Annotated in this window: 10 protein-coding genes; 4 read left to right on the forward strand and 6 right to left on the reverse strand. The window is 72.1% G+C overall.

From position 1 onward, the window contains the following. The first annotated feature begins 225 nt into the window (after positions 1-225). Both ABGB17_RS11275 and ABGB17_RS11280 read left to right on the forward strand, forming a co-directional pair. Positions 226-7,701: an RHS repeat-associated core domain-containing protein gene (locus ABGB17_RS11275; protein WP_347628229.1), complete on the forward strand. Its 7,476-nt coding sequence runs from the start codon at positions 226-228 to the stop codon at positions 7,699-7,701. A gap of 117 nt (positions 7,702-7,818) precedes the next feature. After that, the gene (locus ABGB17_RS11280) at positions 7,819-14,970 is read left to right on the forward strand and encodes an RHS repeat-associated core domain-containing protein (RefSeq protein ID WP_347628231.1); all 7,152 of its coding nucleotides are present in this window, start codon (positions 7,819-7,821) and stop codon (positions 14,968-14,970) included. Positions 14,971-15,086: 116 nt separating this feature from the next. Here ABGB17_RS11280 and ABGB17_RS11285 read toward each other — a convergent pair whose 3' ends face one another. The 4 genes from ABGB17_RS11285 to ABGB17_RS11300 form a co-directional block, all read right to left on the reverse strand. Further along, a complete protein-coding gene (locus ABGB17_RS11285) occupies positions 15,087-15,605 on the reverse strand; it encodes a DUF6529 family protein (protein ID WP_347628233.1) in 519 nt (172 codons plus the stop codon). Between the two features lie 47 nt (positions 15,606-15,652). Then, a complete protein-coding gene (locus ABGB17_RS11290; RefSeq protein WP_347628235.1) occupies positions 15,653-16,351 on the reverse strand; it encodes a hypothetical protein in 699 nt (232 codons plus the stop codon). Positions 16,352-16,478: 127 nt separating this feature from the next. Next, positions 16,479-17,297 carry a hypothetical protein gene (locus ABGB17_RS11295; protein WP_347628237.1) on the reverse strand — a complete coding sequence of 273 codons (819 nt, stop codon included), beginning with the start codon at positions 17,295-17,297 and terminating at the stop codon, positions 16,479-16,481. 346 nt (positions 17,298-17,643) lie between these two features. Further along, positions 17,644-20,130 (reverse strand): M14 family zinc carboxypeptidase, encoded by a 2,487-nt coding sequence (locus ABGB17_RS11300; protein ID WP_347628239.1) that lies wholly within the window; start codon positions 20,128-20,130, stop codon positions 17,644-17,646. A gap of 200 nt (positions 20,131-20,330) precedes the next feature. On the opposite strand from ABGB17_RS11300, the gene ABGB17_RS11305 reads away from it, so the two are divergent. Together ABGB17_RS11305 and ABGB17_RS11310 are read left to right on the forward strand one after the other, a co-directional pair. Continuing rightward, positions 20,331-20,861: a nuclear transport factor 2 family protein gene (locus ABGB17_RS11305; protein ID WP_347628241.1), complete on the forward strand. Its 531-nt coding sequence runs from the start codon at positions 20,331-20,333 to the stop codon at positions 20,859-20,861. Positions 20,862-20,970: 109 nt separating this feature from the next. Beyond that, on the forward strand, positions 20,971-21,801 hold the full coding sequence (locus ABGB17_RS11310) for a sterol desaturase family protein (RefSeq protein ID WP_347628243.1): 831 nt from the start codon (positions 20,971-20,973) through the stop codon (positions 21,799-21,801). Between the two features lie 45 nt (positions 21,802-21,846). Here the strand turns inward: ABGB17_RS11310 and ABGB17_RS11315 are convergent, their stop codons facing one another. Then, positions 21,847-22,764: a DMT family transporter gene (locus tag ABGB17_RS11315; RefSeq protein WP_347628245.1), complete on the reverse strand. Its 918-nt coding sequence runs from the start codon at positions 22,762-22,764 to the stop codon at positions 21,847-21,849. A gap of 320 nt (positions 22,765-23,084) precedes the next feature. Beyond that, complete coding sequence (locus ABGB17_RS11320; RefSeq protein WP_347628247.1) at positions 23,085-24,857, reverse strand: BTAD domain-containing putative transcriptional regulator; 1,773 nt, start codon at positions 24,855-24,857, stop codon at positions 23,085-23,087. Positions 24,858-24,879 lie beyond the last annotated feature (22 nt).

Here is a 24,879-nt window from a genome sequence, read left to right on the forward strand (position 1 = left end):
CGCCCGGCCGGTGCCCGGGGCCGCCGTGCGCCGGCCGGGCGAGCGTGGGACCTGACGGGGGGCAGGCTGTCCGGCCCGGCACCGGTGTTCCGCGTGACCTCGGCGCGAAATGCGCGTGAGGGGCCTGACAGGGAATTGGGAGCCGACCGACAGGCGGGGTTTCTACGCTCCGCCGTGTCGCCTCATTTCTGTCGTGGCTAGCCCCACCGCCCTGACGAGGTACCTATGCGCAGTTCTCCCGTTCCCCCCCGGCGCACGCGGCACCTGTGGACGGCGCTGGTCGCCGGTCTGCTCGCCGCCCTGATCCATGTCCCAGCGATGGCGGTACCGGCGGCGGCGTCGGTCACCAGCCCGGGAAACCTCGACGGACTCGCGGCCGCGACGCCCACGGCGCCGGCGGCGGTCGGCATGCCCGGTGGCGCCGGCCAGGCGAGCACCCGGGGAGACTACACGTTCACCTACCCGATCGAAGTGCCGCCGGGCCGCAAGAAGATGCAGCCCGCGTTGTCACTGGCGTACTCCTCCGCCGGTGACGTGCACGGCGGGATCGCCGCCGGCTGGTCCCTGCCCATACCGGCGATCACGGTCGATCCCCAGCCGGGCGCGGTGCACCCCGTCGAGCCGGGCGGGGACGGCCCTGCCATCCCCCGCGATTTCGTCGCGCCCGACGGCAGCCCGCTGGTGGCCGACGCGACCTTGCCGAAGCGCACCGGCGGCATCGCGTTCCGCGCGCTCGGGGACGGGCGGTTCACCCGGTACGAGTACCTCGGCCAGGTGAGCGGCTCGGCGTACTGGTGGGAGGCGTTCACCCAGGACGGCGACGTGGTGCGGTTCGGGCGCAAGGACCAGAGCCCCTACTCGTACGCGCCGCTGGTGGAGCAACTCGACGGTGACGGGCACACGCTGAAGTACGTGTGGCGGGTGGTCGGCCGGAACTCCGACACCACGCCGGCGGCCGGTCTTCCGCGGGAGTTCCTGCTGGACCGCATCGACTACCTCTCCCCAGGGGCGACCGTCCCGTACGCGCGGGTGTTCTTCTACTACGACGCCCCGGTGTTCTGCGGGAACGACACGACGATGCCTCCGGTGGGATCACGGCTGGACTACCGGCAGGGATTCGGCCGGCTGACCGGCACGAGGAAACTGACCCGGATCAGCACGGCGGCGACGCGGAACGGCGCGCTGAGCGCGATACGCCGCTACGACCTCGGCTACACCGCGGCCACGGAGCAGTGCGCGAACAACCAGGCGGGGCCGTTCCGCGAGCTGGCGTCCGTGTCCCAGACGGGTTTCGCGCCGGGCGGCGGCACCACCGTGCTGCCGCCGACGACGTTCACCTACGGCAAGGCCGCCACCTACACACAGGACGCGCACTACGAGACACCGACCACTCTGGCGAACCTGCGGGTGCCGGAGTCGGTGCACACCTTGCAGAACGGCGGCAGTCACGACGGCGATGGCGATCTCCGGGTCGACAGGGACCACTTCCATCCCGACATTCCATTCGTGCGCTGCGACGTGGCCTTCTGCGACGTTCCTGGGAACGCCGGGTCCACCCGGTTGCCCTCGTCCCAAGGCGGGTACACCACCAGCCGCGACGCCAGCCAGATGGCCTGGCGCATGGCGCAGACGCAGGCCACCGGCGAAAGCGTCTCGACGCTCTATCTCGACGTCAACGCCGACGGCCGGCCGGACATGCTGCGCCTGACGGCGTCACCGCGACTGGTCGCGTCGCCGCCCGTCACCGGCAACTGCCAGGTCCAGGTGTGGGTCAACAAGGGCGACCCGGGGTTCGTCATGGACTCCACGGTGTTCTCCGGTTTCAGCCTGCGTGACGCGATGGCCGACATCCCGGTCGCCTCGCTGCCGGGCTCCGCAGGCACCGGGGAACTGCTGTGCTCGCTGTCGCGGTCGTTCAGCGCGGTGCCGGGAGGCTGGCGCGGCGTTGTCGACTACAACGGCCCGGAAGGTTCCGCCCGGATGGGTGACGGTACCGAGCCCTGTTCCGACTACTGGGAGGCGAACGCCGCCTGGGGATCGATGCACCAGGTCATGCACGGATTCTTCGACGTGGACGGGGACCGGGACCCCGATCTGGTGTCCCAGCCGGTCACGCCGAGAGACTGCCCGTACGACAGCACCCAGGACGTGCCGTGGAACCTGGATGACCCGGACCCGACCTGGGTGACCCACGCCCAGCACTCGATCCCCGGAGGGATCCCCGACCCGGAGCTCAACCCGTGTCAGTGCCGGCCGGTGATCGACACGGTGCGGCAGAGCTACTGGTACGTGTACAAGAACACCGGCACCGGGTTCTCCACCACACCCACCCGCGTTCGCGTGCCCAGCAGCGCCACCCTGCCGGACACCACGGCGCCGGAGCGGTTCTGGGCCAACGGACGCAGCCCCATCGTGCCGCAGCAGCAGGTCGCCGCCGGCTACAAGGTCGTCGTCACCGATTCACCGCACACTCCGGAGATCGACGGGGCCGCCGTCCAGTCCTTGGTCAGCGATCTCACCGGGGACGGCTACCTGGACTACGTCACCCCGTCGAACGTCAACGGCACCGTGCGGGTGCACCGAGGCACCGGCAGCGGTGGTTTCCACAACAGCTACACCCACAACGGCGAGGACCTGCGCCTGCCCGTGCACGCCGGTGTCGAGTCCGGTGACGGCGAACTCGGTTATCTCAAGAAGGGGGTGACGCTGGACGTCAACGGCGACACTCTGCCCGACCGCGTCGAAGTGCTGGACAACGGCACCGAGGTCCGGTTCAACAAGGGCTACGGGTTCGGCACGGCCGCCGACGGCGGCCAGGTGATGTTCAGCGACGGCGCCCCGCAGACCACCAAGATGAACTCCACCTACACGGAGACCTACGACGACGACTGGCGCAACTATCCCACGCACAGCGAACGCCACCACAGGACCCGGACGGCCGACCTGGACGGCGACGGCCACCTCGACGTGCTGTACTACACCCCGGACGGCCAGTCCAAGCTGTATCTCGGCGGCGGCACCCAGTGGAACACCGTAGCCGACGCCGACGCCTCGGTGGCGCCCATGCTCGCCGGCCGCATGATCACGGGAGAAGAGGCGATCGGCCAGTCCCCCGACCGCTCCGACTACCGCCAGCGGCTGACCCACCAGGCCGTCGACCTCAACGGCGACGGACTGCTGGATCTGCTTCAGGACCCCGATGGGGACGGCATCCCCACGGTGCGCCTGGCCAAGCAGATCATCGACACCTCCGCGCCCCACAACGCCCCCGCTCGGCTGCTGCGCACCGTCGCCAACGGTTTCGGCGCCACCGACACCGTCACCTACACCCGCGACAGCGCCGCCGGGAAGTGGCTGGCCAGCGAGGTCAAGACCACTCCGGGGCAGAGCGAGCCGGCCATCACCATGCGGATGGCGTACCGCGGCCCCGCCTACGTGGCCGGCCCGTACGGCCAGCACGTCTTCCGCGGCTACACCGAGGTCGCCACCCTCACCGTGGGCAACCCCGGCAGCACCGGGGACGACCTGACCACGCTCAGCCAGTACGCCTACGACCTGCAACCGGGTGGCACCCTCACCCGCACCGTCACGGTCCGCGGCAACGCCGCCTTCACCTCGGGGCTCGACCCCGCCACCACGCCCGGCGTGGCGACCGTCACCGAGCACACCTACCACGTCCACCAGCTCGACCTGCTGGTCCCCGGCATGCGCACCGACTACCCCTCCCGGGTCGTGCTGCCGAAGCAGACGACCCGCCGCACCTGCACCGGGGCGGGCGGGCAGACCCTGAACGCCTGCGTGGCCAGTGCCCCGTTCGCGGTGGAGGAGACGTTCTGGACGGCGGAACAGGCCGGTGGCGAGTTCGTGCTGCTGGTCCCGGAGAAGACCGAGACCCGCTTCACCGACGCCGACGGCGTGCCGGAGATCCGCCGTACCGAGATGGACCACAGCCTGGCCTGGGACGCCGACACCTACGTCATCGCCCTGGTCCAGCGGGACGTCTCCGGGGTGACCGGCGGCACGCCCGTGCCGTTGTCCACGACCGTCTACGACTACTACGACGCCGACCTGCGCCGGGTGGAGACCATCACCTCCACCGATGAGACCGACGCCGGGGCGCCGGCCCGGACCGTCCGCTACGCCTACCATTCGAGCGGGACCGCCACCGGGCAGGTCAAGCGGACCTGGGCGCCCCAGCAGGTGTCCCGGTACGGGGTCGACTCCGACAACGACCCCGGCTACACCGACTACGCCTACGACACACAGGGTGTGCACGTCACCACCACGACGTTCCACAGCGGGTCCACCATCGGCGCGGACGCGGAGATGCCGTTCGACCACGTGGTGACCCAGAAGGTGGACGGGGGTACCGGCGCGGTGACCGAGTCGGCCGGCCCCGACTTCGTCTGCCCCGACGGCACCGACGCCGGCAGCGACCCCGAGCCGCCGTCCGCCACCTGCACCCCCACCACCGCCGGGGTGCTGCGGCAGCGCACCGTCACCTCGATCGACGGCCTCGGCCGGGCGCTGGAGGTCACGGCCTACCCGGCGGGGCCCGGCGCGGGGGTCGTGGTCGCCCGGGCGTCCTATGACGACATGGCCGCCTACAACACACCCGGCACTCCGGTGTCCTCGGTCACCGAGACCCCCGCGGGGGACGGCGAGCTCACCCACGCCAAGGCCGAACTGGACGGCCTCGGCCGCACCGTCAAGACCACGGTCCAGCAGGACCCCCAGGCGGACAAGGTGGTCACCTACGACTACGACGCCGTGGGCCGGATGGCGGCCGTCCACAGCCCCCGCCCCGACGGCCAGCCGGGCACGGTCGGCATGGCCGTCACCTACGACGCGCTGGGCCGCACGGTGCGGTTGGACGAGACCGGTTCAGGCACCAGGCAGTTCACGCACACCAGCTACAACGGCCTCACCACCAGCGTCACCGAGGTCGTGCAGGACGGCTCGCCCGAGTCGGTCACCAGGTCCACCGTGGACCCGCTCGGCCAGGTCGTGCTGGTGGAGGAGAAGACCGCGGAGACCGGCGGCCCGGGGGGTGGCGGGACGTACGCCACCACCCACTACCGCTACGACACCGCGGGCAACACCCGCCGCGTGCAGGACCCAGACGACGCCGTCACGGTCATGACCCACGACGGGTTCGGGCAGCGGCACGAGATCACCACCGGCGGCACCGGTGCGGGCCGCACGTGGACCTACGACTACGACCGCAACGGCAACCTGGTCAAGGTCACCGAGCCGGTCCCCGCGGGAGGGACCGCCGCGGACTACGCCCGCACGATGACCTACGACGACCTGGACCGTGTGCTGACCGAGACGCCCGCGCCCCGGGACCTGGAAGCCGACGACCCGGGGACCCCGGCCGACGACCTGGCCAACCTCGACGCTCTGAAGATCGGCGTCAAGAGGTACGTCTACGACCGGCCCCACCCCTCGCTGTGCGCCAGCAGCACCGCGCTGCCCATCGCCCTGTTCCAGATCGGGCGGCTCACCTGCACGGACTCCGCGATCGCCAAGGACCGCACCCGCTACGACGGGCATGGCCGCCCGATCACCACATGGCAGCGGCTGGACGCCATGGACGGGCTCGGGCTGGCCGTCCACGATCTGCAGACGAGTGTCACCTACCACTCGACAGGCACCGTCGAGTCCACCCAGGTTCAGGCGTTCGCCGCCCTGGGCGGCAGCCCCACCTACGACGGCCCGGTCCTGTTCACCGACTACGACCGCGACGCCACCCCCGCCGTCACGTACACAACGCTGGGCGGCAAGAACATGACCATCGCCAACACCCGCAACGCCGCCGGGCTGCTCACCCAGCGGGACGTCAACACCGGCGCGACCTCCGGCTTCGCCCGGCCGGTCATGAACTGGGGCCACGACAGGTACGGCCGCGTCACCGGGATGACCGCCGCCCTGGGCTCCACACTGCGCTACGTGGCCACCTACGAGTACAACGAGGCCGGAGAGATCTGGCGCACCGACGAGGTGCACGGCGACGGCAGCGAGCCGCCGGTCACCAGCTTCTACACCTACGACCTGCGCGACCAGTTGCTCACCGCGAACTCCGGCGACAGCTCCGGCATGTTCTACAACGGCGAGTTCTCCTACACCCCCGGCGGCCGGCTCGCCTCCGCCAACATCACCACCGCGGGGGCGTTCCGCGCCACCGCGCGCAACGTCACCTACGAGTACCAGGACCCGGCCACCGGCGACCCGCAGCGGCTGGACGCGCTGCGCAAGCCCGACACCACCGACCTGGCCACCTACGTCTACGACGAGGCGGGCAACACCACCAGTCGTACCCTGCCCGACGGCACCCAGGCCACCCAGGTCTGGGACGGGCCCAACCTCCGCCTGATCACCAAACCCGGCGGCGGCAGCGAGACCGTCTTCTACGACGGACACCGGCGCGTCGCCGCCGTCCACCGCGACGCGGCCGGCACCGTCACCGGCGCCACCCGCTGGTACGGCGCCGTCGAGGTCCAGTACGCCCCCGGCGCCAACAACGGGTACCGCACCTACCTGACGCTGGCCGGCCAGTCGATCGGCCGCATCGACGGCGACAGCATGACCGGCACGCTGGAGCACTACCTGACCAGTCCGCAGGGCCACCACGTCCTGGCCCTGGACGCCGCGGGCACCGGCACCACCAGCGGCGCCACCACCCGCCGCGCCGCCGCCTACACCCCCTTCGGCGACGAGCTCATCGCCAAGACCGCCACCACCACCCCACCCCCGGCAGGCAGGTACTCCCGCCAGATCAACGACAAGGACCACGACTCGTTCGCCGGCCTGAATTACTACGGGCACCGCTGGGCCGACCTGCACGCCATGCAGTGGACCAGTGCCGACCCTCTCTTCCGGTTCACCCCGGATCTCGACAAGGCCAATCCGCGCACTTCCAATCTGTACACGTTCACCCTCAACAACCCCGTCAGCAACGTCGATCCCAACGGGCTGTGCATTTTCGGGGTCCGTTGTTTCTGGGACGTGACCGCCAAAAATGCTCGCCGCGACGCCAACGGTTCCGCCGGAGACGTGCACTACGCCATGAAGAACGCACCCAGCCCGCATGAAGCCGGCTCGTTCCTCCTGAGAGAGACCGCCATGAGTGCCACCATGGCCGGAATGGGCGTACGAACGTTGCGCGCCGTCGGTATCTTCCTGCTGGCAGGCCAGGTCGAAGACGACCAGGGCTACACCGCCAGCACCATTGACCCCGAAAGCACGGGCCTCGGTTTCGAGCTCTTGCTCGAATCCCTCCCTGGACCCAACCTCCATGCCGACGACGCGGCCGACGCAGGTGGCCGCGCGGGACGAGGCGGCGGCGGAGACGGCGACGGCCCTACTGGTGCCACCAGTGACACGCAAGGCGGCCCCAAACCAGGACATGGAGGTTATGGTTCCGCTGAGGATGACATTTTCAATGATCTGAGCGGCAAGCTGCGGTCCGCTCGCCCGGAAGACAGAGAGAAAATACTGCTGGACAAACTGAGCGAGGTCAGCGGCGCGGAGAACCTTCGCTCACGCAGGTTCGATGACGGATCGGTTGTCATAGCCGACGACGCGACAGGTGCACTCTGGCAGATAACACCGGATCATGAAGTGATGGTCATGAATTCGCAAGGCAATACTCCGCTGACGCCGGGCCTGGACGGGCCGTGGCTTCCTGATACCTGGTGATTTGCCCACTATCGGCGCATTGACTGATAGATGCCGCCGATAGGGTTAAGGAATCCTTCATGCCCTGGACGTCCGTACTGCTGATTGAGCCGGACGTTCAGGGCATGAGGAGCAAAAATGCTGAAACGGGTACTGGCCCAGGCGCTGGCCGTAAGTGTCGCGGTCAGTGGATTCATCGTCGCCGTTCCCCCCGGCGCGGCGCACGCGGCGGACGGGCGGGGAAACGTGGAAGCCCTCGCGGACGCCACCTCGCCGAAAGGGGTGACGCTGCCCGGGGGGAGTGGCGGGGCGTCGGCGTCGGGGAGTTTCCGGTACGAGTACCCGATCGAGGTGCCGCCGGGGCGGAAGGGGCAGCAGCCGCGGGTGGCCCTGGAGTACGACTCGTCGGCGCCGGTGCATGGAGGGGTGGCGGCGGGGTGGCGGTTGCCGGTGCCGGTGGTCGTGGCGGATCCGGAGGCCGGGGGGTTCGGGGGGACGGGGGAGGACGAGGCGCGGGAGCCGCGTAACTTCCTCGGGCCGGACGGCAGTCCGCTGGTGCGGGACGCGAAGCTGCCGGTGGCGGAGGGCGGGGCAGGGTACCGGGGGCTGGGGGACACCTCGTTCACGCGGTACGAGTACCTGGCGGGGATCGAGGACGAGCCGTACTGGTGGCGGGCCTTCCGTAGCGACGGGGTGGTGCTGAACTACGGGCTGAAGAGCGAGAACCCCTACACCTACGCGCCGCTGGTCCGTGTCGTGGACCCGGACGGGCACGAACTGAGGTACGACTACGACGTGGTGGGGCGCACGTCGGACGCCGTCCCGGCGGACGGGCGGGCAAGGGAGTTCCTGCTCAGGACCATCCAGTACCACGCGCCGGGCGACACGTCGGCGTACGCGCGGGTGCGTTTCGACTACGCGGCCCCGGCGTTCTGCGGCACGGTGACGGACAGCACGCCGGCCATCGGGAGCAGGCTCGACCACCGCCACGGGTTCGCGCTGCTGTCCGGCACGCGCAAGCTGACCGGCGTCACCACCTGGGCCAAACGCCAGGCGGCGGGCAGCCCGCTGACGCTGGCCCGCGACTACACGCTGAGCTACTCGGGCACCGACGCCTGCGGCGGCACGGTGACGCCGTACCGCGAGCTCGCCCGGATCGAGCAGAAGGCGTACGCCCCGGGCACGGGCGCGGTGACGGCGCTGCCCCCGGTCACGTTCACCTACGGCGCGGCGGCGTCGTACGTGCGCACGCAGAACTACACCTCGGCGCAGGACCTGCCGGGTGCCGCGCCGCCCACCTCGATCCGCACGGTGCAGGCGGCCAGGGCGTGGGAGTACGTGCCGGGCAAGCCCTTCTTCCGGTGCGACTTCCCCTTCTGCCCGAACCCGGGCACGCAGAACTCCTCAGCCAAGCCCAAGGAGGAGGAGGTGTCGAACCTGCTGTCCCGGGCGCAGGCCAACGGCGAGAGCATGACGGCGATGTGGCTCGACGTCAACGGCGACCACAAGGTGGACCTGCTGCGCCGTACCGGGCAGGTGGAGCTCGGCAGGCCCGCACCGGGCACCGGCGGCTGCCAGGTCGAGGTGTGGGTCAACAAGGGCGCCGCCGGGTTCGCCAAGGACCCCGCGGCCTTCTCGTTCAGTCTGCGGGACGCGCTCGCCGACGTCCCGGTCGCCGCGCCCCCGGGCTCGGACGGCGACGGCGAGTTGTTGTGCACGCTCAGCCGCTCCTTCAGCACGGCGAACTCCGGCTGGCACGGCGACCCGGGCAAGCCGTGCGCGGACCAGGACGCCAAGGGCTGGACCGCCGAGCGGGGCTGGGGCTCGATGCAGCAGGTGACGCACCACTTCGCCGATGTCACCGGGGACGAGAGACCAGAACTGATCTCCGTCCCGATCGCCTCGATCCACTGCCCCTACGCGAGCACCCACGGCACCCCGCCGCCGGGCACAGGGAGCTCGGCCGACGCCGACTGGGCGGACCACGTCACCATCGGCGGTGTCAAGCTGACCAAGCGCCAGCGGTGGGTCTACGTCTACCGCAACACCGGCACCGGCTTCGAGACGACGCCGTCGCGGGTCAAACTGGAGGACTTCGGCCAGGTCGGCCCGGTGGTGCTCCCGCAGGCGTCGGTCACCGAGGTCGTGCGGGCGGCCAACCCGTACCTGACGTCGGACCAGCCTGTGACGCTGACCGACGTCACCGGTGACGGCCGGGTGGACGCGATGACGTCCGGCAAGCCGGGCGACGCGGCGGGCACGCTGCGGCGCGGTTTCGGCGTCCTGCGCTTCACCGGCGCCGCGACCCTTCCCTCGGGCGGCTCGAACCGGGACCTCGCCCCCGCGTGGAGCTACGTGCACCTGATCAACCCGCCTGTGGACAACCCGGCCTACCAGTACCGGGGCATCGCCTCGGACGTGAACGGCGACGGGCTGCCGGACGCGCTGAACGTCACGGAGACCGGCACCGAGATCAGGTACAACACCGGCTCCGGCTTCGGCACGGCGAGCACCGGTGACGCGCTGCCGTTCAGCACGAACCACCCCGACACCAAGCGGCTCGTCTCCCGGATGACCCACGCGGCGAACCCGGGCTGGAACGGCATCGCCACCGAGCAGTACGGCTACCACCAGACCCGCATGGCCGACCTCGATTACGACGGACTGCCCGACGCGCTGCGTTACGACGCGGGCGAGGGCGGCACGCTGTACCTCAACGGCGGCACGAGCTGGGTCACCTCGGCCGCCGTGGACGACTCCGTCGCCGAGGCGCTGGCCGGCCGCGCGGACCTGCGCGGCGTGGCCAGGGACGGCGCGGGACAACCCAACGAGTCCGGCGACCGCAGCGACTACCTGTGGTCGCGGGAGGCCGAGGCGCTCGACGTCAACGCCGACGGCCTGCTCGACCTGGTGGCCGACTTCGACGGCGACGGCGGCATCGAGGTCCGCTACGCCAGGCACATCGTGGACCAGGCCGCGGACCGGGCCGCCCCCGCCCGCCTGATGCGCACGATCTCCAACGGCTACGGGGCCAGGACCACGGTCAAGTACGGCCGTAGCACGACCGCCTCGAAGTGGGTCGTGGACGAGTTGACCACCTCACCGGGGCAGGGCGAGCCGGACGTCCGGCAGAAGTTCTCCTACGGTGCCGCCGTCCACCGGCCGAACCCGTACGGGCAGCACAGGTTCCGCGGCTTCGCGACCACCGTGACGCTGCACCCGGGCGACCCCGACGACCAGGGCGACGACCTGTCCGCGGTGACCGTCCACCGCTACGACCAGGACCCCGCGGGGCGGCCCGGCGTCACCGCCACGGTGCTGGGTGACGACGCCTACGAGTTGCGGGGCGGCCTGGGCAGCGTCACGACGGTGATGTCGGTGGTCAGGCACACCCACCACGTCAAGGAGCTGAACCTCTACGCGGGCGGCATGACGAGTGAGTACCCGTCGAACGTGGTGCTGCCGGGGACCGTCACGTCGTACACCTGCGACGGCGCGACGGGGCAGACCTACGCCGACTGCCTGGAGTCCCCCGCCGCCTCCGTCACCGAGGAGATCATCTGGCAGAGCCGGTCGTCCGGCGGCGCGTACGTGATGGAGACGGTGTCCGCGGCCGAGCGGCGTTTCGTCAACGCCGACGGACGGCGGGAGAACCGCAGGACCACCTCCACCCACAACCTCGCGTGGTCCGCCTCGGCGTTCCACCTCGCGCCCGCGACGGTCGCCGACGCCACGGTGCTGGACGGGCAGACCGGCGTCGCGCACGGCTCCGTCGCGTTCGCCTACCACGACGCCGGCTATCACCGCCCGCGCACGGTGACCGTCACCGATCCCCGGGCCGAGACCCGGGTGACCAGATACACCTACCACGCCGGTGGCGCGGCGAACGGCCGCGTGCGCAAGGTGTGGCGGCCCGAGCAGGTGCACCGGCACGGCGACGGCGACGACGCGCCGGGAGCCACCGAGGTCGGCTACGACAGGTTCGGCCTGTACCCCGTGCGCGTCACCGGCGCGGCCGGGCACGTCGTGACGTCGGTGACCGATCCGGCGACCGGCGCGGTGCTGGAGTCCAGCGGGCCCGGGTACGTGTGCCGGGACGGCGCCGACCAGGGCACCACCCCCGATCCGGCGTCCGCTTGCCCGTTCGACGACGCACTGCGTCGCGAGGGCACGATCGCCGTGGTCGACGGGCTCGGACGAGTGCGCAGCGTGAGCAGACGCCCGCAGGACGGCTCCGCCGCCGTCGTGGTCGCCGAGGCGGTGTACGACGACCGGGCCGCGTACGACAGCGGCGGCGTCACCCCGGTGTCCGCCACGATGAAGACCCGCGTGTCGCCGTACAACCTGAGCAGCCGGAAGGTCGAGACCGACGGCCTCGGCCGTGCGGTCAAGGAGACGACCAGCCAGTTCCCCAACCCCAGCCGGGTCGTCACCCACGACTACGACCACGGCGGGCGCGTCACGCGCGTCCCCCGAGGCGACGGCCAGACGGGCACGGTCGACGTGCGGACCGTCCAGGACGCGCTCGGCCGCGTCACGTCGGTGCACGAGATCGGCCGCAGCTTCATGCCGTTCGCCGAGTACACCTACTCGGGCACGCGGATGACGGTCCGCCAGGGCACCCCGGGCGACGGGTCCCTGCCCGCGGAGAGCACACTGACCTACGACCCGGCCGGGCAGCTCGTCACCGTCGCGGAACGCAGCGGGACCGACGGGCAGGGCGCGCCCGTCCACGCGACCACGTCGTACCGGTACGACGGGCTCGGCCGGACCGTGTCGATGATCGACCCCGACGGCGTGCGCACCGAGATGACGCACGACTACGCGGGCAACCGGCTCACCGTCACCGCCGCCGGGCGTACGTGGAAGTACGGCTACGACCGCAACGACAGCTTGGTGTCCATCACCGAGCCGGTTCCCGCGGGCGGCTCCGAGGCCGCCCACACCCACCACCGGGCGTACGACGACATCGGCAGGGTCACCTCGGAGACCGACGCGGTCCGCGACCTGGACCAGGACGAGCGGACGCGGCTCTGGCTCGGCACCACGGAACACCACTACGACCGGGCGCACCCGTCGATCGCCACGACCGGGGCCGCCGCGCTCTACCAGGTCGGCATGCCGTCCTGGTCCACCGGGCCGGGCGGCACGATCGTGCACACCTACGACGCCTTCGCCCACCGGGCCACCACGGCGGAGACCCTCCCCGCGCTTCCCGGCGCGCCGGAGGAGACCGTGACCGTCACCACCACCCACGACGCCGCGGGCAACCCGCTGACCACCGCCTACGGCGCCACCGCGGGCGGGGCCACCACGTTCACCGGCCGGACGATCGAGACCGGCAACGACGTCGACGGCACACCGGCGACGCTGAGGTTCGCCCCCGAGACCGGCAAGACGATCACGGTGGTGCAGGACCGTGACGACTCCGGAGCGGTCACCCGCCGCACCGTCGGAACGGCTCAGGCCCCCGGCTTCTCCGGCGCCACCGTGGACTACGGCCGTGACACGTACGGCCGCCTGAAGTCCCTGCTGGTCACGGCCGGTTCGGCGCAGCGGTACAAGCAGTCGGTGCAGTACTTCGACAACGGCCAGGTCAGGTCGATCCAGGAGCAGCTCGGCGACGCGAGCATCCCGGTCGCGACGACGTTCCACACCTACGACCACCGCCGTCAGCTGACCTCCGCCACGCAGTTCGGCGGGGCGGGGTACCGCGGGACGTTCACCTACACCGCGGGCGGGCGCATGGCGTCGGCGGACGTCGACACGGGCGGGGCGGCGCGGGCCCTCACCCGCGACGTCGAGCACGTCTACCAGAGCGCCGGCGCGCCGGGCGGCGACCCGCGGCGTCTCGACGCGTTGCGCCGCGCGGACGGCACCGAGCTGGCGTCCTACGAGTACGACGAGCCGGGCAACATGACCAGCCGCACGCTGCCCGACGGCGGCACCGTCCGCCAGCGGTGGGACGGCTTCCGGCTCCGTGAGGTCGCCGCGCCCGATGGCGAGAAGGAGACCTACTACTACCGCGGGTACGACCGCGTGGCCGCCGTCCGGCACGGTGTGGACGGCGCGGTCGTGGAGACCAGGCGCTGGTCCGGCGACCTGGAGATCGTCCACACCGCGGGACAGGCGCCGCGGTACCGTCAGTATCTCAGGCTCGGCGGTGAGACGGTCGGCCGGCTGGACCACTCCGGCGGCGCGGTGTCACTGGAGCACTACGTCACCACCCCGCAGGGCCACCACGTCCTCGCGCTGAGCGGCACCACGGGAACGGCCACCCGCCTGGTGTCGTACGGCCCGTTCGGCGAGGTGCTGAGCGAGAGCGCCGCCGAGGACCGGTACGACCGGGAGTTCAACGGCAAGACCTTCGACCCCCTGGGCGGGCAGCTCTACTACGGCTTCCGCTACTACGACCCGCTGGCGTTGCAGTGGACCTCGGCCGATCCGATGTTCCGCCCGGCGCCCGACCTGGACCCGGCCGACCCCAGGGCGGGGAACCTCTACACCTTCACCGGCAACAACGCGGTCGGCATGGTGGACGGCACCGGCCTGTGCACCGGGGACGCCTACTCCGACGACTGCATCCCGGGGGGCTGGAGTCCGGGCGACTTCTCCCCGGCCGCCGGCCCGGATCACTTCACCCGGACGCAGGACCAGGTGTTCGCCGGATTGGCGGGTGCCGCGGCCGAGGGACTCCTGTTCATGACCCCCTATGTCGGCAGCCTGTACCAGGGCCTGTACCGGGGGGACTGGTCGCAGTTCAAGATCGAGCTCGCCATCGGCCTGGCCGGTGGGATCATCGCGAAGGGCGCCAGGGTGGCCGTGCTGGCGAAGGCCGCCTCCCACGTGCCGGGGCGGACGCTCCAGCGGGTGGTGCACGGGACGGCGGCCGTGGTCGCGAGCCCGGCGGACGATGTCGTCGGGGCCGCCGCCGCCAAACCGGTCAGCCGGGTCGTCGGCAAGGCGGACGACCCCCTGGTGAACGAGATCATCGAGGCCATCGAGACCCGGTACCCGGGGCATGTCAGGGCGCAGGGCATCGCGATCATGAAGCCGGAGGGCGGCGTCTTCACCGACTTCGACATCGTGACCGGCAACGCGGTGATCCAGGTGAAGACCGGGTCAGGGAGGCGAGCACTCGGCCAGGCCGTGCAGACCCAGGCACTCACCGACCTGCCGGTGATCGTCCACCTGCCCGACGCCTCGAAGTACGTGGTCAGGGAACTTGAGAAGGCCGGATTTCTCGTCACCCAGACGATGGAGGACCTGCTCGCCGTCATCGCGCCGTGACCGCCGGCGGGGCGGCCCGGCGCACGGCCGGCCGCCCCGGCCGGTGAGGAGGAAACGGAGCGGGCGGGACACCGGGTGCCGGTGGCCCGCCCGTCCCCCGTGGGAGTCGCGACCGCTCAGAAGGTGACCCCGATGGTGGTGAAGAACCACACCGAGGAGGTCAGCCAGAGCCCGGCGAGCGCGGTGAAGGCCAGCCCGCCCGCGACGGGCAGGGCCCAGCCCGGGAGGCCCTTCCTGGGCAGGGCCAGCATCTTCGTGACGAACAGGCCGTAGAAGAAGCAGCCGAGGACGGAGTGGATCATCACCCGGGGCGAGTCGTAGGCCGCGCCGAGCGCGTACAGGCAGTGGAAGGCGACCGGGAGGGACAGCAGGAAGGCCAGGCGGCCCGACCAGCGGTGCACGGCGCCGATCCAGGGCAGGTCCAGCGTGATCCTGCCCCACATCACCAGCGCGGAGAAGACCTGCGCCAGGGCCAGGACGAAGACGCCGGTGGTCAGCCAGGCCTTCATCGCGAGCGGGCCGGAGAAGCCTGCCACGCTGACGGCGTAACCGGTGGGCTTGTGCAGCTCGCCGTACACGCCGAGGCTGACGCCGGTGAGGACACCGGCCAGGGCGGGTACCAGCAGAGCCGTCACACCGGGTGAGAGACGGCTTCCCGGCCGGGGCCCGGGGATGGTCCCGGTCATTCGCCGCCTCCGAAGAACTCGTCGACGTCCTGGGGGTCGATCTCGGCGCCGTAGATCACCGTGGTCTGGCCGGGGCCGGGGATGTCCGCGGGGAACAGGTTGCCGTCGAGGCCGACCCGGCCGACCCGGGTGCCGTCCGGCAGGTAGATCCAGGCGCCGTCCAGCCGGGCGCCGCGTACCAGGGCGGTCGCCCGGTAGAGCCCGGAGGGCTTGGTGACGGCGGGCGCGGTGTACGCCCAGGACTTCCCGTCCAGCGTCAGCTCACCCCTCGCCCGGCCCCCGGCGAACTCCGCCGTGACCGTGGCGCCGCCGAAGCCGTCCAGGGTCACGCCGCCGTCCTTGACCTCGCCCTGGAACCAGGCTTCGGTCCTGCCGTCGCAGAAGTACGCGATCGCGTCGCCGCCGCGGACGGAGACGGCGATCAGACCGGGCCTGCCGCGCACCCGCCCGGCGTAGTCGGCCTTCCGGGGAGCCACGGGCGCGGTGGCCGTGGGCCCGGGGGTGGCGGCCGTCGGCCCGGGGGTGGCGGCCGGGGTCGCGCCGTCCGCGGCGGGTGGGCTCGCCGCGGCGGGAGGCGGCGGATCGGTGATCGCGCCTGCGGCCGTCGCGCCGACGGCCGGGCCGCTGAGCACGGCCAGCGCCGCGGTGACCGCCGCACCGCCTGCCAGCGTGAGAAGGGGGCCTAGCCTGGTCATGGTTCCTGCCTTTGTCATCGCTTTCCTCTTATGGAGGAGTACGACACGCCAGGCTTGACCGGTTTGTGGCAGGCATGCGGACGGCGCGGGGAGTTGTGCTCACCCGCGCCGTCTCATCGGATCGCGATCAGCGGGTCACGCTCTCGCATCCGATGGGGGTGGGGTCGTCCTTCTGCTCGTCGGTGCTCTCGTCGGTGCGTGCGAGGTCACCGACGTCGGCGCCGCAGTCGATTCGCTTGTCGTGCATGCCGTCCCTGGCGTCCAGGATGTCGTGGCCGCCGCCGCCGGACAGGCGGTCCGCCCCGGTGCCGCCGACGAGCAGGTTGGCCTTGTCGTCGCCGGTGAGCGTGTCGTTGTGGCGGCTGCCGAGCACCCGCTCCACGGTGGTCAGGCTGTCCTTGTCGGCGTTCTCCGGCCGGCCGTCGGGGGCGGGCGCGCCGAGGTCGGCGACGATGCCGCTGGTGGCGCCGGTGTAGTCGACGGTGTCGAAGCCGTCCCCGCCGGTGTAGGCGATGGCGCTCGGCCCGGCGGCGACGCCGGCGTGGAAGGTGTCCGCGCCGGTCCCGCCGTCGACGGTGCCGCTCAGCGGGATGGTGCTGCGGAAGCTGTCGCTGCCGGCGCCGAGCCGGGCGTCGACTCTGCTCGCGGTGTACCCGCAGTGCACGAGGGTGACCGGCGCGCCCGCGGGGCGGTGGCAGCCTGGGCCGGGGGTGAGCTGGGCGGAACCGGTGACGGCGACGACCGGCTGCCCGGGGCGGAGGAAGTCCCGCTCGACCCGGACGTCGTCGGCCGCGGCCGTCCCGACGTAGGTGACGACTCCGGCCACGCGGCTGACCGTGGCCGTGGCTGCGGCCGCCTGCCCGGCGACGGCCGGCACGCCCACGGCCGCCGCGGTGAGCGCGGTGAGCGCGGCCAGGCGCACCCCGGAGGGAAATGAAGAAGGCATGTGTGCTCCCCGAACGCAGGTGAGGATGGTTCTCCGTCCCGGCAGTACGGAGCCGCCGGCGCCCTGGTTCCCCACCGCAGGGGGAACTGACAGGTCATCGACAGGGGACGGTCCGAAACTGGGGGTGTCGGTTTTCCCCGGGACCCCCGCCGGAGGTGAGCGAGATGGATGAGTACTGCCGTGGCATCAGCCTGAACCACAGCCTGATCGTGCGCTGAGCCCTGGGGTGCGGTGACCGGGCGGGGTCACGCTCCTGCCCGGTCACCACCCCCATCACCCTCACTCTTCCTGCTATACGGCGGTCAGTGCAGGGAGAGTTCCGCCGGATCGCGGTGAATCCGGGAAATCATTGCCGCATGGCCCAGAAGACGGCCGCGGCGAGCTGCGCGTAGAGGCCCTTCGGGTGGTCGCGGAACAGCGGTTCGGTGCCGAACAGCACGACCCGTGTCCCCTGCTCCGACGTGCCGGAGACCACCGAGGGCCGCCCGGCCGCCTCGCCGGACCCACCGGTGCCGTCCGCGAAGGGGCGCCAGTGCCCGGCCACCAGCGGGTCGCCGGGGCCGTACCGCTGTTCGGCGGTCACGCCCGCGCCGAGCGCGGTGAACCAGATCGGGCGCGACACCAGCGAGTGCGGCGGCGCGTCCGCCACGATCGGCCCGGAGCCGTTGAGCACGGACACCAGGCCGCTGGCCCGGCTGGGTCCCGCCTTCGCCGTCACGGGCAGCAGCCCGGTCTGGTCGTTGAACGTCGTCCCTGTGAGTCCCCGGGTGACCACGCCGCCCCTGGCGAGGAACTCGTCCAGGGCCCGGCGCGCGTCCGCGGTGAGCTGGGCGGCCTGCAACCCCGAGGAGACCAGCAGCACGTCCACGCCCGACCAGTCGAACCCGGCGTTGGCGATCTCGGTGGACACCGGGCGGACGTCGAAGTCCATGCCGCGCAGCGCGACCAGTTCCTCGGGGGCGACGGCCGCGGCGACGACGGGCCTGCGGGCCGTCACCCCGGGCTCACCCGGCCCGGCGGCGCGGAATCGCACGCCGAAGCGCTCGGCGGCCTCGGCCGCCTGCCGTCGCGCGCCCGCGGGGACGACGAAGGTCCCGTCGGCGCGGCGGCGCAGCGTCACCCCCTGCCCGAGCAGGGCGTTGACCGCGGCGACGTCCTTGGCGTCCACCGGGCGGATCGCCAGGTCCGCGCCGGGCGGCCCGTCCACGCCGCCGGTGGGGGAGGCGGCGGTCACGTCGTGGCCCGGCAGGGCGGCCGGCCCGGACGCCACGACGTCGACGGTCGCGCCCCACAGGAGGCGGTGGCTCCAGGCGGCGGTGTCGAAGGACGCGGGGACCCGGCCGGAGATGTCGGCGCCGGTCTCCAGCATGACGTTGGCGAGGGCACGTTTCGGCTGGTGCATGTCCACCAGGTAGGACCCGGCCGGGTAGGAACGCCCGCCGAGCGTGAACGGCCGGTCGGCCTGACGTACCCGGACGTCGTTGGCCACCAGGTGGTCCACCAGCCGCGCCGCGGCGGTCGCCGAGCGTTGCCCGTCCCCGGTGGGGACGACGTAGGCGCGGGGGAACTCGGTGGTGTACCGGTCCTCGGGCCCCCACCCGGGGACGAAGCCGTCGGGCACGTGCCGCTGCGGCTCGCCCGCCGCGCCGCGCCGGAACATCTCGATCTGGCCGTCGATCAGCTCGGTGCGGTGCTCGTCCACGTACCCGAGCGCCGCCTGGATCGTCGCCTCCACCACGTCGGTGTTCTTGCGCCCGCGGCCGATCAGGTCGGTGCCCGGAGGCTGGTTGTTCATCTGCAGCGGGATCTCCACGGTGGAGGAGACGGCGCCGTGGTACATCGCGTACTGCGCGGTGTAGAAGGGCGCCCAGCCGTCCCAGTCACCGGGCGGCAGGTCGCGGAACGGGATGACCGGGTCGGCCGTCTCGGGGTGGCCGAGCGCCTCCACGGCCTGTTCCATGCGCAGCGCCGCGTCGAGCCCGTGCCCGATGAACAGGTCCATGTCGTAGTTCTGGCCGTGCGGCGGCGTGGTCGGCTCGATGAGGGTGCCGGCCACGTAGCCGTGCTCGTCCAGCATGAGCAGCGGCTGGGTGCGGATCAGCGTGTCCCGCATCGCCCGTGTCTCCGGCTGGGAGGCGGTGACGAAGTCGCGGTTGAGGTTGAAACCCTCGGCGTTGAAGTACGACCCGGCGACCCGGCCGTCGGGGTTGGAGCTCAGGCTGATGTGGATCCGGTTGCGCCGCAGCAGGGCGAGCGCCGCGTCGTCGGTCGTGGTGGCGAAGTGCTCGATGACGCGCAGCGCGCCGTCGGTGCCCTCCCACTCGTTGCCGTGGATGTTGGCGTTGACCCACAACGGCGTCTTGTACCCGGCGCGGAGCCGGGGGTCGCGCGCGGCGGCTTCGGGGTCGTCGCGGATCTCGTCGCGCCAGGCGGTCTGCTCGGCGGCCTGCTCCGGGGTCTCCGGGGCCGTCAGGGTGACCAGGTAGAGGTCGCGGCCGAGCACGGACTCACCGGCCACCTCGACCGACACGCGGTCGCTCACCGACTGCAAGGTGTTGAGCTTGGGTGCGAGCGCGTGGTAGGGGACCAGCCCGAGCTCGACGGACTCGTCGGGGACCTCCTCGAAGACCCGCAGTTCGGTCCGCCGGGGATACCCCTGCTCCCCCCGGGGGCGGTTCGTCCCGGTGGCGCGGGCGTGTGGCGGCCGGGCGGCTTGGGCCGCGGCCGGGCCGCCGTCCCGGCGGACGGGCGGATCGGCGGCGGCGGGCGAAGCCGTGATCGACACCGTGAGGACGGTGAGGACGGCGGCTGTTCGGAGCGCGATGGCACGCAAGCGGCCTCCAGGGCAGCGAATGGATTCACGAGTGGCGCCAAGCCACGGGATGGTCTACGGAAACGTGACGTCCATCGGTTCGTGCCGGTCGCGTGGTCCATTACCCCCGGTCATCTAGGTGCTTTGTGGATCTTTGTCGGCTCGGTGGGGTTAGGGAGAGTTGTTGCCGTCGGAAAGATCACAAGCTGAGGGGAGAACCGGTGAAGAACCGTAGGTTCAAGGCCGCGGTCGTGGCGGGGACGTGTGCGATGGCGCTGTTCGTGCCCACGGCGGGCCTGGCCCAGGCGACGGACGAGCCGGACGTGACACCGAAGCAGGGAATCATGCGGACGCTCGACAAGTACGCCCACGACTATCTCACCGAGAATCTCCGTGAGGCGCTGAAGGCCTTCTCCGACCGCCCCGACACGACGGTGCTCGGCACCCAGGAGAACGAGATCGCCATCGGCAAGCAGCAGATCGCCCAGGTGCTCATGAGGGCGTTCCAGCAGGAGCCCGCCCCGACCGGGATCAGGTACCGGGTGCAGACCATCAACCACAACCGTGAGGGAACCCTCGGCTGGGTGTTCACCTGGGTGGACGTGGCGATGCCCGCGGGCCCGGGAGGCGGGCCGAACGTCGTCTCCATCCGGTTCACCGCCACCCTGGAGAAGAACCCGGCCGACGGCACCTGGCAGTTCGTGCAGTTCCACGACTCGCTGCCCGCCGGGTCCTTCCCGCCGGCCGGCTGAGGTCCCACCGGACGTGATGGCCAGGGCTGGGGGAGCCGCCCTGGCCATCACCTTTTCCACGGAAACGTCATCAGCCCGTCCCGACCAGCGGAAAGGCGTCCTCGCGGGCATGCCGGAACTGCCGAACGTCGTCCTGTGGTCCGTCCCCGCCTTCCTCGTGCTCGCCGCGCTGGAGGCCCTGTCGTTCCGGCTGCGTCCCGACGAGGACGAACTGGGGTACACCGGCAGGGACACCGCGGCCAGCCTGTCCATGGGTGTGGGCAGCCTGGTCTTCGACCTGCTCTGGGGCCTGCTCCCGGCGCTGGTCTACTCCGCCGTGCATACGGCCACGCCACTGAAGGTGCCCGTCACCTGGCAGTCGCTGCTGCTCACCCTGGTCGCCCAGGACTTCTTCTACTACTGGTCGCACCGCTCGCACCACGTGGTGCGCCTGTTGTGGGCCTCGCACGTCGTCCACCACTCCAGCGTGCGGTTCAACCTGTCGACCGCCCTGCGCCAGCCCTGGACCGGCTTCACCGCGTGGGTCTTCTACCTGCCGCTGATCGCCTGCGGCGTGCACCCCGCCGCGCTGGCCTTCTGCGGCGGGGTCAACCTGGTCTACCAGTTCTGGATCCACACCGAACGCGTCGGCCGGCTGCCCCGGTGGTTCGAGTTCGCGCTCAACACACCGTCCCACCACCGCGTGCACCACGCCTCCCAGGGCGGCTACCTGGACCGCAACTTCGGCGGCATCCTCATCGTCTGGGACCGGCTCTTCGGCTCCTTCGCCCCGGAGACGGAGAAACCCGTCTACGGCCTGACGAAGAACATCGGCACCCACAACCCGCTGCGGATCGCCTTCCACGAGTACGCCTCGATCGCCCGCGACCTCTCCCGCGCCCCCACCTGGCGCGAACGCCTCGGCCGCCTGCTCCGCTCACCGGGCTGGCGGCCCAGGTGAGACCGGGGGACACCCTGATGTCCGTACAGGCGTCGGCGAGGTCGCTCACAGTGTGCCGGACTCGCTGAGCTCCCGGCCCCGCGGGGCGCGGCGGGCGGGGCGAGGGCGCCCGCCGCGCACCCCGATCGCGATGCCCGCGATGACCAGGCCCGCGCCGAGCAGGTCGGCGGGGGACGGGATGGCGAGTCCGAGCACCATGCCGGTGACGATGGCACCCACCGGGATCAGTCCGGCGAACAGGCCGGCGACGCCGGGCCCGAGACGGGGGAGCGCGGTGTACCAGAGGTAGAAGGCGACGGTCGTCACCACCAGCGCGAGGTAGCCGAGGCCGAGGGTCTCCTCGGTGGTCGGGACGCGCAGGAAGGCGGTGCCGTCGGCGGTGAGGCCGATGACCGTGAGGATCGGCACCGCGATCACCGTCGCGTACGCGGCCACGCGCACCGCCCCGAGGCGGGGGAGCAGCGGGAGGGCCAGCAGGGAGTAGCACACCTCGAACGCGAGGGCGGCGAGCGACCAGAGCAGACCGGGCAGGTTGCCGGTGCCGAGGCCGGTGGCGAGCACGGCGCCGGCCACCACCACCGCGGCGCCTGCCAGGGTGCGAGGGTCGGGACGGCGGCCGCTGAGCAGGGCGAGGACGAGCGGGGCCGCGCCGAGGACCGTGCCGACCAGACCCGGGCCCGCGTGCCGGGTGGCCTCGATGACCGAGACGTTGAACAGCACCACCCCGGTGAGCGAGAGCGCGGCCAGCAGCGACGCCTCCCGGACGGTGAGCCGAGGGAACCGCAGGCCGGTCAGCCGGGCCACGAGCAGCAGGACCGTCGCCGCGGCGAGGTAGCGGACCGCCTGCCCGCCGTACACGGGGTAGTCGCCGATCAGACCGGACACGGCGGTGAGCGTGCCGACGAGGAACATCGCCCCGGCCGCCATCCCCGCGGCCCCCGACCGGCCGGTGCTCTGTCTCATGCGCCGAAACGCTAACGTCGCGAGCAGGAACACGGCTGATCCGATATCCGGCGGAATCGGCGGGACCGGTCGGCGGTCCGCTCCGGCGACCAGCTCGGCGGCCGGCCCGGCCAGCGACACCAGCAGCGGGTCCTCCGATTCGAAGCACTCCGCCAGCCCTCCGAACCTGTCCGGCGCGCTGGCGGGTTCGCGCTCCGGACGGCCCGGCGGCCCGGCGGCGGGACGTCCCCGCGCGCTGAGCGTGTCCGGCGCGGTGGCGGGTTCGCGGCCCGGACGGCGCGGCCGGCCGGCCGGGGCACGTGGCCGCGCGCGGGGTGGTCTCACGCCCGGGACGGCACGTGGCCGGGGACGCGTGCGCGATAGGCGGCGGCCCTCGCGGGGTCGCGAGCGTCGAGGGTGCGGGCCACGCTGTCGCGCATCGCCGCGTGGATGCGGATGCCGGTCTCGGTCATCTCGCTGAACGGCAGCCCACGCAGCAGGTCCCATGCCCGGCCCACGTCGAGCGGCTCACCCGCGAGGAGCGCACGCAGGACCGGCAGGGTCACGTGCCGCACCACGCAGGCGGCGTCCAGGACCCGGCGCTCCTGCGCGGAAAGCCGCTCCCTCGCGAGAGCGGCGAGCCTCTCCGACTCGGCGAGCGGCGGCGCGCCGTCCGGTCCGGGCAGCCGCCCGTCCAGCGCCGCCGTGGCGAACAGCGCCAGGGCCACCGGGTAGCCGCCCGCCAGCGACCGCACCACGCCGATCGACTCCCGGCCGACCCCGGCACGTTCCAGGTACGTGGTGGCCGCGCCGTCGTCCAGGGGCACGAGGGGGATCTCGCGGGCCAGGTCCCACCACTCCGGGGTGGTGAACCATCCCGGGTCCGGGGGGAGGCGGCCGCACAGCACGGTCGTCCAGCCGACCGGCAGCGCGGGCAGGAACCTCGTCCTCAGCCAGGGCTCCAGTGTCTTGAGGTGCTCGGCCTCGTCCACGGCGAGCACACCCGTGCCCCGCCGGGCCATCTCGTCGGTCAGCGCGTGCAGCGTGGCCGGGCAGCCGAGCTGGTCCGCGACCTGCCCGACGAACCGTTCCGGCACGGGGTCCAGCCCGCTCGCCTCGACGGTCAGCCAGCCGAGCCGCGGCGTGCGGCGGCGGGCCGCGGCGAGCACGGCGGTCTTCCCGATCCCCCCGGGGCCGTGGACGTACACGACGGCCACCGGGCTCCGCTCGCGCACGGCCTCGGCGATCGACCGCACCTCCTCGTCCCGGCCGACGAACAGCCGGTCCGCCGCGACCGACAGCCGGTGCCCGATCGTGGCGTAGTTCTCGGGGCCCGGCGGTTCCCCGAGCGGGGGCCCGCCCCGGGCGTCGTGGCCGATCTCCTGACGCAGCAGCGCCAGCTCCAGGTCCCGCAGCATGCCCGACGGCCGGAGCCCGAGCTCGTCGGCGAGGACCCTGCGGTAGGCGTGCAGTTGGGACAGGGCGTCGGTCTGCCGCCCGACCTTGTAGAGCGCCTCGATGAGCAGGCGGCGCGCCTGCTCACGCAGGGGGTGGGCGCGCACCGTGTGCTCCAGCACGCCGATGGCCTCGTCCGAACGCTCCTGCTCGATGAGGCCGGCGCCCAGGGTCTCGCCGGCGCGGCACCGCAGCTCCTCCAGGCGGGTGGCCTCGGCCAGCACGTCGGGCAGCTCGGTGAACCCGGTGAACGCCTCGCCGCGCCACAGGCCGAGCGCCTCCCGCAGCGTTTGGACGCGCTCGCGTGGCGCGCGGTCCGCGGCTCGCCCCACCAGTGCCTCGAAACGCAGCGAGTCGAGCCCGTCCTCACCCACGTTCAGCACGTAGCCGCGGGCGTGGGTCTGGATCAGCGCGCCGCCGCCGGGATCGCAGTCGGACAGGGTGCGCCGCAGCCGCAGGATCAGGTTGTGCAGGGCCGCGTCCGGCCACTTGGGCGGATCGGCTCCCCACACGTTCTCCACCAGCGTGGCCGCGGGAACGGGACGCCCGGCGTGCGCGGCCAGCACGGCGAGCAGCCTGCGCTGGGCGCGGCCGACCAGACGGCGGCTCCGGCCGGCGGTCCCGCCCAGCTCCAGCAGGCCCAGAATCTTGATCACCATTGTCGCTCTCTGGGCTCATCGC

The organism is Sphaerisporangium sp. B11E5 (genome assembly GCF_039871875.1).
Lineage (GTDB): Bacteria > Actinomycetota > Actinomycetes > Streptosporangiales > Streptosporangiaceae > Sphaerisporangium.